The 11057-nt window shown below is 57.6% G+C and carries 10 protein-coding genes; 4 read left to right on the top strand and 6 right to left on the bottom strand.

The features are described 5' to 3' along the window. The first annotated feature begins 167 nt into the window (after positions 1-167). A complete protein-coding gene (locus HQL65_18545; GenBank protein MBF0138237.1) occupies positions 168-3239 on the top strand; it encodes a CZB domain-containing protein in 3072 nt (1023 codons plus the stop codon). A 94-nt stretch (positions 3240-3333) separates the two neighbouring features. Here the strand turns inward: HQL65_18545 and HQL65_18540 are convergent, their stop codons facing one another. Beyond that, on the bottom strand, positions 3334-3657 hold the full coding sequence (locus HQL65_18540; GenBank protein ID MBF0138236.1) for a septum formation initiator family protein: 324 nt from the start codon (positions 3655-3657) through the stop codon (positions 3334-3336). Between the two features lie 47 nt (positions 3658-3704). On the opposite strand from HQL65_18540, the gene pyrE reads away from it, so the two are divergent. Further along, a complete protein-coding gene (gene pyrE, locus HQL65_18535) occupies positions 3705-4355 on the top strand; it encodes an orotate phosphoribosyltransferase (GenBank protein MBF0138235.1) in 651 nt (216 codons plus the stop codon). A 9-nt stretch (positions 4356-4364) separates the two neighbouring features. On the opposite strand, the gene HQL65_18530 is transcribed toward pyrE, so the two are convergent. Then, a complete protein-coding gene (locus tag HQL65_18530) occupies positions 4365-4850 on the bottom strand; it encodes a hypothetical protein (GenBank protein MBF0138234.1) in 486 nt (161 codons plus the stop codon). A 255-nt stretch (positions 4851-5105) separates the two neighbouring features. Here HQL65_18530 and metH point away from each other — a divergent pair, with 255 nt between their 5' ends. Next, positions 5106-8777, top strand: a complete 3672-nt coding sequence (gene metH, locus HQL65_18525) for a methionine synthase (protein MBF0138233.1) — start codon at positions 5106-5108, stop codon at positions 8775-8777. Between the two features lie 4 nt (positions 8778-8781). Then, a complete protein-coding gene (locus tag HQL65_18520; GenBank protein MBF0138232.1) occupies positions 8782-8997 on the top strand; it encodes a hypothetical protein in 216 nt (71 codons plus the stop codon). On the opposite strand, the gene HQL65_18515 is transcribed toward HQL65_18520, so the two are convergent. The 4 genes from HQL65_18515 to HQL65_18500 form a co-directional block, all read right to left on the bottom strand. Next, the gene (locus tag HQL65_18515) at positions 8992-9294 is read right to left on the bottom strand and encodes a HigA family addiction module antidote protein (protein ID MBF0138231.1); all 303 of its coding nucleotides are present in this window, start codon (positions 9292-9294) and stop codon (positions 8992-8994) included. The two genes, HQL65_18520 and HQL65_18515, sit on opposite strands and share 6 nt — an antisense overlap. Positions 9295-9306: 12 nt before the next feature. After that, entirely contained in the window at positions 9307-9585 is a 279-nt protein-coding gene (locus HQL65_18510) for a type II toxin-antitoxin system RelE/ParE family toxin (protein MBF0138230.1), read from the bottom strand. A gap of 117 nt (positions 9586-9702) precedes the next feature. Continuing rightward, the gene (locus tag HQL65_18505) at positions 9703-10197 is read right to left on the bottom strand and encodes a M48 family metallopeptidase (protein ID MBF0138229.1); all 495 of its coding nucleotides are present in this window, start codon (positions 10195-10197) and stop codon (positions 9703-9705) included. 1 nt (position 10198) lies between these two features. Continuing rightward, a complete protein-coding gene (locus HQL65_18500; GenBank protein MBF0138228.1) occupies positions 10199-10822 on the bottom strand; it encodes a transglycosylase SLT domain-containing protein in 624 nt (207 codons plus the stop codon). Between the last annotated feature and the right edge of the window lie 235 nt (positions 10823-11057).

The raw sequence follows: 11057 nt of genomic DNA, 5'->3' as shown, positions 1-11057 counted from the left end.
CAGGGGGAAGGGCGCAGCCCTTCCCCCTGGACCCCCATCCCAGTCTTTCATTCGTTTTTTTTTTTTGCGAAATCCTTACCCCTGGAGGATACTGGCTTGTTGGGATCACACAAGAATCGGCTGTCGAATCCTTTATGAAGTCATTTCAATTGCAAAGCACAGGCACCATGCTCCGACTCGGAATATCGTTGGTGATCCTGGCCTTCTTTCTGGGGTGGATTGCCCTGGATACGGGTCAGGATTCCCAGAAACAACAGGTTTTCCTCCATTTGACCACGGTCCGTGAAACCGCCCGGGTCGCCATCGAGGAACATTTCCGGTTCATCATGGGCCAGTGCCGGACCCAGGCCCGCAACCGTATGGTCGTGGATGCCATGCGGCAGTTCCGGGAAGCGTTCGGGCAGCTCCGGGATTCGCCAGCAACCATGCAGAGCCAAAAGGCACGGGAAAAATTGACGGCCCATTATCTGGGACCCTTTGCCCGGGAATATACCCGCCGCAACCTGGGCAGTGATGGCAAGGCCGAAGCCGAACGCCTTTTGGCCGCCCTGGATGATACGGCGGTGATCCTCCAGGAACGCTTTGTGCTGCCGGATGCCCCTTCGCAAGCAAAAGAGACGGCCTCCTCTTCCCCGGATCATCCGGTCGATGCCACCACCTACGGACAACTGCACGCCGTCTATCACCCCCTGTTCCAGGAATTTCGGCAAACTTTTGGGTACGGCAATCTTTTTCTGGTCGATGCCGACTCGGGTTCTGTGGTCTATGCGGCCATGCACACGATTGATTTGGCCACCTCGCTGCGGCGCGGTCCCTTTGCCGACAGCCACCTGGCCCGACTGGCCCGCAAGGCACTGACCACGGAAGGAACCGAAGCGGTGGTGCTGGAGGATTTTGCTCCCCATGTCCCGGTCTACGGCGAACCGGTCGGCTTTGTGGCCAGCCCGATTGTGGACAACAAACAGAAGATTGGCGTTCTGATCTTGCAGATGACCCAGGAGCGGATCAACACCATCATGACCCATGCCGGGCAATGGCAGACGGCAGGCCTGGGTCGTACCGGAGAGAGCTATCTGGTCGGGGCCGATTTCAAGATGCGCAGCAACAGCCGGCCCTTCCTGGAAAATCGGGATGCCTTCCTTGCCAGCCTGCAAAAAGGGGGACTTTCCCGGACAGCCGCCGCCTCCCTGGCCAGTCAGGGACGCACGAGCGGCCTGCTCGCCATTCGCAACGGTGCCACGGAAGCGGCACTGGCCGGACATCAGGGAGTGGGAGCCTTTGCGGGTTATCGGGGATACCCGGTCTGGGCCGCCCATGCCCCGGTCACCATTTCCGGCCTGCACTGGGGTGTCATCAGCGAAATGGAGGTTGCCGAAGCCCTGCAACCAATGGTTGCCCTGCGTACCAGCATGATATTCTATGCCATCTGGCTGATTGTTCTGCTGCTGGGAATCACGGCAGGAATCACCTGGTTCAAGGGCCGTTTCGGTTCCAAAGCACCAAAAACCCAGCCTCAAACTCTGGCAGCACCCTCTCGACAACAGCCACAACACACCGCATACGGTTTTCTGGCCAGGTCCGGCTCTGACCCGGCCCCGCAACACCTGACCACCCTGGTCCTGGAAACCTCCCTCCAGGCCCATACCCTGCTGGCCAGCCTCTTCATGTTGTCCAACATGAGGAAGGAATTTACCCATGAAGTCGAAACAAATATCGGTTTGGTCAAAAATGTTGTGGATGACAACGCCCAGATGCAACAACACATGGCCAACATTCAAAAATCGGTCAAGGAGACCGAATCCCGGGTATCGGCAATCGGCATCGCTGCCGAGGAGTTGTCCAACAGCATTACCGCCATCGCCACCTCGGCAGCCACGGCGAGCAGCCACATCACCACGGTCGCCTCGGCAACCGAGGAAATCACCGCCAACATCAGCGGTGTCAACCAGAATCTGCAACAGGTGGATCGGTCGGTCCACTCGGTGGCCAAATCGATCCAGGTCGTGACCAACTCTCTGGAAGGGGTGCGGGAACGCTGCCGCATGGCCCGGGATATTTCCGAACGGGCCAACGAATCGGCCCGGCATTCACGCGAAGTCATGCACCAGTTGGAAACCGCCACCCGGGAAATCAGCAAGGTTGTGGATGTCATCAATGATATTGCCGAACAAACCAACATGCTCGCCCTGAACGCTGCCATCGAGGCCGCCGGAGCCGGAGATGCCGGCAAGGGATTTGCCGTCGTGGCCAACGAGGTCAAGGAACTGGCCCGCCAAACCGCCAAAGCCACCCACATGATTGCCGGACACATCGAAGAGATCCAGAACGTCATGGGCGGGGTCAGCGATGCCAACGACCAGATCACCGATGGCATCGACAAGGTCAATCTGGCCAACCGGGAAATTGCCCTGGCCGTGGATGATCAGACCGCCAACGTCAACGGCATCGCCAACGCCATGCAAACGGTCTCCGAAGCCGCCGCCGATGTGACACGTGCTGTCATGGAACTGGAAACCGCCACCCAGGATGTCTCCCGTTCCACCATGGAAGCCGCCACGGGGACCTCGCAAATCGCCTCTGCCGCCAGTCAGGCCGTTGTCGCCAGCGACGATCTGGTCGGACAAAACCGGGTCATTCACGACAACGCCGCCACCATTGCCGCCACCACCAGAGAGGGCGATGCCGCCATCCAGACCTCTGCAACCCACATGCGACAAATCTCGGTCAGCATGGAGCTTCTCAATGGCCTGGCCAATCTTTTGAACATTCTGATCAATACATTCCACATCCCGGTGGAAAAATTGCAGAAAGCCGCAGCCAACCAGCAGAAAGAACTCTCCGAACCTTTCGATGTCCAGAAAATAAAACAGGCCCATCTCGCCTGGCTGAGTCGCCTGCTGCGGGCCATCCTGGATGGCCGGGAAACGATTTCTCCGGAAACAGCCGGCAACGCCCACCTGTGCGATCTGGGCAAATGGTACGACAGCGAAGGCCAACAACGTTTCGGTCATCTGGAGGTGTTTCGTACCCTGGGCAAGGTTCACGAAAAGGTCCACCTCACCGGCAAGGAGACTGTCCTTGCTGCGGCTGCCGGCAAACGCACCGCCGCGCTGGAAGCGATGGCCCGGTTCGATACGATCCGCCAGGAGCTGTTCGAGCTGTTGGATCAGCTTTACCTGGAAACAGCCACCACCGGCAATCCGCCATCGCAACCGAAAAATAACAGTCAAGGGCCATGATGGACAAGGCAGGCAAGCAAAAAAATCAGTCAAGAACCGTGACAGACAAGACAGGCAAGCGAAAACATGACCGGCGGGCGGGGTAACGAAAATCTCATGGCGTGGGCGCTGTCTTGCGTCCTTCCGGAAAGACAAAGAGGATTTCATCCGCATAGACGAGACCCATGTCCCGGCGTGCCACCTCTTCAAGGACGTTGGGTTCTTTTTCCAGCGACAGAATATCGGCCTTGATGCGACGGATGCGTTCTGATACTTCGGCAACCTCCTGTCTGGCCGTCACCAGTTGATTTTCCGAACGCCGCCACAGCACCAGGCCCTGATCCCCGAACCAGAGCATGTATTGCACCCAGCCATTGGCCACCAGCAGACCCAATCCGATCCAGACCCATTTGGTTGACGTGCCGTTGTTGTCCGTCATTTTCGTTCCATCAACAAGATAACAGGGTGACAAAGAAGGCTGACCTTATGAACACACCATCCCGGAGCGAGCAGTTTTTGCATTTTGCCATGGAAGAGCGGATTTTGCTCTTTGGCGAGTTTACCACCAAGGCCGGACGACGCACGCCCTATTTTTTCAATGCCGGCCTGTTCAACTCCGGGCGGACCATTTCCCGACTGGGCCGCTTCTATGCCGATACCATCCAGGAATCGGCCATTCCATTCGACATGCTCTTTGGCCCGGCCTACAAGGGAATTCCCCTGGCCGTGGCCACGGTCATGGCCCTGGCCGATCATCATGCCCGGGATGTGCCCTATGCCTTCAACCGCAAGAGTGTCAAGGATCATGGCGAGGGGGGATCGCTCGTGGGGGCACCCTTGCAGGGTCGGGTCCTGATCATCGATGATGTCATCAGTGCCGGCACTTCGATACGGGAATCCATGGAGCTAATCCAGGCGGCCAACGCCCAACCTGCCGGGGTGATCATTGCCCTGGACCGACAGGAGAGGGGTACCGGCACCCGGAGTGCCGTCCAGGAAATCCAGGATCTTTACGGCATTCCCGTCGTGGCCATTGCCCACCTGACCGATCTGCTTGCGCTGCTGGGCAATGTCCCGGCCCTTGCCGCAGTCCACGCTGCAACTCAGGAATATCGGCAGCGCTACGGTACCTCCTGAATCAATGAATCATGGCTGACAATCCTTCATGGCCTTGACGGCCTTGGTGCTTCCCTTGAGGGGGACGGAAAACTGAAACTCCTTGGTTCCATTTGAAAAACGTACTTCCATGGTTCGCCGGCGTTTGACCTCTTCCAGCAACTGGAGGGTCTCCTTTTTCAGGTTCAGGTATTGCCACTCCCAATGTTCATCCTTGGCATTCAGGCCGGGAGCGAACTCCACCTGGATTTGTGGTTCCTGATCAAACTGCAACACCATTGGACCCTTGGCCAGGCCTATCGGGTCACGGGTGGTAAACAATTCGTCGTAGTATTTACTCCCATCGAAGAGAGCCAGGATGACCACCGGCCGCCGTTCAAGACTCATGGCAATTTCCAGCTTGCAAACCCCTTCAAGCTTGCGCACCGTGAAGATATCCTTCTGGTAGATCTCCTGGGCCTGGCTCTCCACGGGAAGCAACAGCAACATGAGTGACAGAATCAAGGCAAATCGCATATCCTTATAACCTCCAGTACGGATGATTCTTCAGGTACCATGGATTTTTCCGAACACGGCTGATCCCGGTCACCCCTGATGGCAAACGCCGGCGACCAGTCGCGGCACCTGAGACCCATCTTAACCCGCCTGGACCCCGGTCGCCAACCATCCATCGGGATCTGCGTGCAAACTGCTTCTGTTTGCTCAATTTTTTAGTGTATTGATTTTTCAGTCGGCCTTTTGTTGATTCTCGAACCATCGCAAGGAACTGCCATGCCCGTCGCCACATCGCGTCTTGACCGCTTCCGGGAAACCCTCACCGAACGGATCCTGATCCTGGACGGCGCCATGGGAACCATGATTCAAAAACTGAACCTGACGGAAGCGGATTTCCGGGGGACGCGCTTTGTTGATCATCCGGGTTCCCTCAAGGGCAACAATGACCTGCTCGTTCTCACCCGGCCCCAAATCATCCGTGATTTGCACCAGGCCTACCTGGATGCCGGTGCCGACATTCTCGAAACGAACACCTTCAATGCCAATGCCATCTCCCTGGCCGACTACGGCCTGGCCGATCTGGTGCGTGAACTCAACCGGTCGGCGGCGGCCCTGGCCCGGGAAGTGGCCGACCAGGCACCGGCACCGACCCGTTTCGTGGCCGGTGTCCTGGGGCCGACCAATCGAACCGCATCCATCTCCCCCGAGGTCAACGATCCCGGCTTTCGGCATGTCACCTTCGATGAACTCGTTTTGACCTATCGGGAAGCAACCCTGGGACTTCTGGAGGGTGGGGCGGACTTCATCCTGGTGGAAACCGTCTTCGATACCCTCAACTGCAAGGCTGCCCTGTATGCCGTGCTGGAGTTGGCCGAAGAACGCCGGCAGGACATTCCCCTCATGATTTCCTTCACCATCACCGACAAGAGTGGTCGCACGCTCTCCGGGCAGACCGTGGCCGCTTTCTGGAACTCGGTCGCCCACGCCCAGCCGCTCACCATCGGTCTCAACTGTGCCATGGGAGCTGAGCAATTACGGCCTTTCCTCCAGGAACTGGCCGGGATTGCCGACACGCATGTGTCCGTACATCCCAATGCCGGTCTGCCCAACCCTTTCGGCGGCTACGACGAAACCCCTGCCATGATGGCCAACAAGATACGGGAGTTTGCCCGTTCCGGTCTGGTCAATATTGTGGGCGGTTGCTGCGGCACCACCCCGGAACACATTCGCGCCATGGCCGCCGCCGTGGTCGATCTGGCTCCGCGCCGCATTCCGGAAGTGGCCCGGGAGTGCCGTCTGAGCGGACTTGAACCCCTGAATATTGGCCGGAAATCCCTGTTCGTCAACATTGGCGAGCGGACCAATGTTTCTGGATCCAAGCGCTTTGCGCGTCTCATGCGCGATCAGGATCTGGAAGAGGCGATCCGGGTGGCGTTGCAGCAAGTGGAGAGTGGTGCCCAGATTATCGATGTCAACATGGATGATCCCATGCTGGATCCCCGCCAGGCCATGGTCACCTTTCTCAACCGGATTGCCGCCGAGCCTGACATCAGTCGGGTGCCGGTGATGATCGATTCGTCCAACTGGGAGGTGCTGGAGGCCGGCTTGAAATGTCTCCAGGGCAAGGGGGTGGTCAACTCCATCAGCCTCAAGGAGGGCGATGCGGCTTTCTTGTATCAGGCACGGCGGGCGCGGCGGCTGGGGGCGGCGGTCGTGGTCATGGCCTTCGACGAACAGGGACAGGCCGACTCCCTCTCCCGTCGCCAGGAAATCTGTACCCGTGCCTATCGTCTCCTGACCGGACAGGCCGGGTTTCCACCCGAGGACATTCTCTTTGATCCCAATGTGTTCGCCGTGGCCACCGGCATCCCGGCCCATGATCGCTATGCCCTGGACTTCATCGACGCCACCCGCTGGATTCGGGCCAACCTTCCTTATGCCCAGGTAAGCGGCGGCATCAGCAACGTCTCTTTCTCCTTCCGGGGCAATGATCCCATCCGGGAAGCGATGCATGCCGTCTTTCTGTTCCATGCCATCCAGGCCGGCCTGACCATGGGAATCGTCAATGCCGGTCAACTGGCTGTGTATGATGACATTCCGCCCCATCTGCGGGAGCGGATCGAGGATGTCATTCTGTGCCGGCGTCCTGACGCCACCGACCGCATTCTGGAAATTGCCGATGCCTTCAAGGGGGGGGCCATGGTCCGGGCCAGCGACACCGCCTGGCGCACGGCCCCGGTCGAGGAACGCATCCGCCACGCCATGATCAGCGGCAATACCGAATTCATCGAAACCGACACGGAACAGGCCCGGCAGGCAGCCACGCACCCCCTCTCCGTGGTCGAAGGTCCCCTCATGGCGGGCATGAATGCCGTGGGAGAGCTGTTCGGAGCTGGCAAAATGTTTCTGCCCCAGGTGGTCAAGAGCGCCCGGGTCATGAAAAAGGCCGTGGAATATCTCGTTCCCTTCATCGAGGCGGCCAAGGAACCGGGTTCCATCGGCAAGCCCCGGGCGCGTATTCTCATGGCCACGGTCAAGGGGGATGTCCACGACATTGGCAAAAACATCGTCAAGGTGGTGTTGCAGTGCAACAACTATGAAGTGATCGATCTGGGGGTGATGGTTCCGGCGGAGACCATTCTTGAGGCGGCCCAAACCCGGCAGGTGGATATGATCGGTCTCTCCGGACTCATCACCCCCTCTCTCGAACAAATGATGGAAATCGCTGCCGGCATGCAACGTCTTGGCCTGACCATGCCCCTGCTCATCGGGGGGGCGACGACCTCCCGGATTCATACGGCCGTCAAGATTGCGCCGCGTTATGCGGGGCCGGTTTTTCACATCCAGGATGCCTCCCGGGCTGCCGGGGTCATTGCAGACATTCTGAATCCTCAGCGCCGTGCCTCCCTGATCGCCGAACTCCGTCAGACCCAGCAGCGGCTGTGCGACGACCACCAGGCCCGGCAGGTTCAGGTGCGGTTGTTGTCCCTGACCGAGGCCCGCGCCCGCAAGCCCCGTCTGGATTGGACGCAAACGCCTCCGGTGCCGCCACCCCGGCGTCCCGGCCTGACGATCCTGAAGGATCAATCCCTGGAAACCCTGCGCGAATACATTGACTGGACACCCTTTTTCCATGTCTGGGAACTGAAAGGGCGTTATCCGGCCATTCTGGAAAAACCGGAAGCGAACCAGGTTTATCAGGATGCCCAGGTCTGGCTGGAGCGTCTCATCCGGGATAAATCCCTGCAAGCCAATGGTATTGTGGGGCTGTTCCCGGCCAACAGCATCGATGACGATACCATCGCCGTCTATGCGGATGAAGAACGTTCCTCCCCGCTCATGCTCGTTCATACCCTGCGCCAGCAACAGGAGCATCCGGATGGCCAACCCTGTCGTGCCCTGGCCGACTGGATTGCCCCGCGTGCCAGCAATATTCCGGATTATCTGGGATTTTTTGCGGTCACCGCCGGCCTGGGTGCCGAAAACCTGGTCAAGCAGTTGGAGCAGGAGCGGGATGATTACGGGGCCATCATGGTCAAGGCCCTGGCCGACCGGCTGGCCGAGGCTTTTGCCGAGTATCTCCATGCACGGGTCCGGCGGGAATATTGGGGCTATGCAGCCCACGAAAATCTGGACAATGACGCCTTGATCCGCGAGGCCTATCAAGGCATTCGTCCGGCCCCCGGCTATCCGGCCTCACCGGAGCATGCCGCCAAGGTGGATTTATTCAACACGCTCCAGGTCACCGCCCATACCGGCATCGAACTCACCGAAAGTTTTGCCATGCTGCCGGCTGCGGCGGTTTGCGGCTACTATTTTTCCCATCCCGAGGCCCGCTATTTCAGCGTTGGCAAGATTGGCCGCGACCAGGCGGAACTCCATGCCCGGAAAACCCGGCAGCCCCTGGCCCAGGTCCTGGCCCGTCTGGCACCGCATCTGGAGGAATGAAAACGTGGGCGATGATCATCTGTTCGGCCATCGGCAGGGGCTTTTCAAAGCCTGGCAAAAGGATGTTGTCGAGCCAGAGGTCGCCTTGCGCCGCAAAATCGGCATGGCCAGAACCATGGGTGATATGGCCAGATTGATTGGAGAAGGTCGTGGCAAACAGGATGTTGCTGAAACTATTGCAGTCCGGGTCGTAGGGGCTGTCACAGATATTTTTTTATGAGGCAACATCCTGTGGTACAAAAAAAGATTTAACGTTGAGCTTGATGGGCTGACTTTCAATTTTGGCCAAATCGTATTGCGCTTGCAGCAGCAACCAACTTTCAGGGCTGCGCCCAAAAGCACACGATAAACGAATCGCCATTTCCGGTGAAATGCCAGCGTGACCGTTGAGTAGAAGCGACAACGTTTTGCGCGTTACACCAAGTCCTTCGGCAGCCTGGGTGACGGTGAGTTTCAGAGGTTTAAGGCATAAATCACGAATGATTTCTCCTGGGGGTGCGGGATTTTTCATGGTCATGGTTTTGGCCTCTCAGTGATAGTCAATCAGGTCAACATGTGTCACATGGCTGTCTTTAAAACGAAATATTACCCGCCAGTTTCCTGAAACCGATACGGTATAGTACCCCAGCAAGTTTCCTGAAAGATGATGAAATCTCAAGCCTGGGATATCCATATCCTCGGCAACCGTGGCGGTGTTGAGCAATGAAAGAATTTGTCGTAATCGTTTGACGAGAGACTGTTTGACTCCCTTTGTTTGATCAGCATAAAAAAGAGCAGATAATCCTTTGTGCTGTATACTTTTAATCACGACAGTGTCCCATGCTACGTAACAGGTTACATCATGATAGCTCGAAATCCGGGATCATGCAAATTGAAAGTAAATGGGTGCCGTTGTTGTTACAGGTAAAAGTGAGTGGGAATGGTTCTACCAGAGAGATTTGACCTGCGCCAGTTGCCGGCGGCGGCGTTGCCAATCCGGAACGTGATGTTGCACCAAAGACCAGAAAGCCGGCGAGTGATTCATCTGGTGGCGATGACACAGTTCATGGACCAGGACATAATCGACCAGCTCTTCCGGCAGCCACAAAAGTCGCCAATTGAGGTTGATCCGGCCCCGGGCCGAACAACTGCCCCAGCGGGTGCGTGGTCCGCGAATGCTGAGACCTGACACGGAAACCTGGACGATTTTTGCCCAGTGTTCCAGACGCTGGTTGAGTTCATGCCGCGCCCGTTGGCGATACCACTGCTCCAGAGCCGCTTCAAGCTGGTTGGGATCGGTCAGGGTGAGGGGTGCCCAAAGCTCACCCCCCACCTGCCGTACCCGGGATGGATAGAGACGCCGCAGCCGCAACCGCAATTGTCGCCCCAAGAGGGGCAGCAGGGCCCCATCCTGGAGATGAGGAGGAGGGGACGGAGACAATTTACATGAAACTCCACCAGCTTTTACTGCTCTTGAGACCGCAATTCTGTATTTGTCCCTGATAACGTTCGGCGTTGCGCTTGACTTTTCCAGCCACCTGCACGAGCCAGGGTTTTTTCAGCCAGCTTTTCTTGGCATAGCCGTTGTGGCCTTCGTGATAGGCCAGATATTGATTGTAGGCATCCCATTTGGGAATACCCAGGCGTTCATTGCTTTTATGGCAGTACCAGCCGATGAAATCCACCGCATCGTCGAAATCATCGCGATAGGCATGTCGGTTGCCGGTCTGGCTTTGGTACCACTCCCAGGTGCCATCCAGGGCCTGGGCATAGCCATAGGCGGATGTGGTATGGGACCAGGGAACGAGCCAGAGTGCCTTGCCGCGGGGAGGGCGGGCATCTTTTTCAAATTTGGATTCCTGATGCATGATGGCCAACTGGACATGCACGGGAATACCCCACTTGTTGGCAGAGGCCTCCAGGCTTTTCCGCCAATGATCCCGTTCGGTCAGCATGGCGCAGGCATCGTTGATGTTTTTCGGGGAGGAAGAATCAAGAACTGGCGCAGGGGGCGTACTGGCACAGCCGCTGGTCAACAACAGCAACAGCAGCAACAAAGGCCACATTCCGTGCCAGCGATCTGTATGGAGGCAATTCAGTCTCATCATCCACATTCCATGGCATGCAAGAGGGGTCATCTCTCCCGGGGTTCCATCCCGAATTGAATTCAAGGGTGCAATTATCGGGCCAAAAATTTAACATGCGTTGATTTTCCAGGTGTTTCTGATTTTCCGGAACGTGTGTTTAACGTTTGAAAAACTGGGATGGGGGTCCAGGGGGAAGGGCTGTGCCCTTCCCCCT

Source organism: Magnetococcales bacterium, assembly GCA_015228935.1.
GTDB lineage: Bacteria > Pseudomonadota > Magnetococcia > Magnetococcales > DC0425bin3 > HA3dbin3.
This window is presented reverse-complemented; position numbering and strand designations above follow the sequence as displayed.

What these genes read in the sequence shown, in the direction of transcription:
- HQL65_18540 (MBF0138236.1), bottom strand. Translation starts at nt 3,657, where the DNA reads ATGACGGACAACAACGGCACGTCAACCAAATGGGTCTGGATCGGATTG.
- HQL65_18515 (MBF0138231.1), bottom strand. Translation starts at nt 9,294, where the DNA reads ATGACCATGAAAAATCCCGCACCCCCAGGAGAAATCATTCGTGATTTA.
- HQL65_18530 (MBF0138234.1), bottom strand. Translation starts at nt 4,850, where the DNA reads ATGCGATTTGCCTTGATTCTGTCACTCATGTTGCTGTTGCTTCCCGTG.
- pyrE (MBF0138235.1), top strand. Translation starts at nt 3,705, where the DNA reads ATGAACACACCATCCCGGAGCGAGCAGTTTTTGCATTTTGCCATGGAA.
- HQL65_18545 (MBF0138237.1), top strand. Translation starts at nt 168, where the DNA reads ATGCTCCGACTCGGAATATCGTTGGTGATCCTGGCCTTCTTTCTGGGG.
- HQL65_18500 (MBF0138228.1), bottom strand. Translation starts at nt 10,822, where the DNA reads ATGTGGCCTTTGTTGCTGCTGTTGCTGTTGTTGACCAGCGGCTGTGCC.
- metH (MBF0138233.1), top strand. Translation starts at nt 5,106, where the DNA reads ATGCCCGTCGCCACATCGCGTCTTGACCGCTTCCGGGAAACCCTCACC.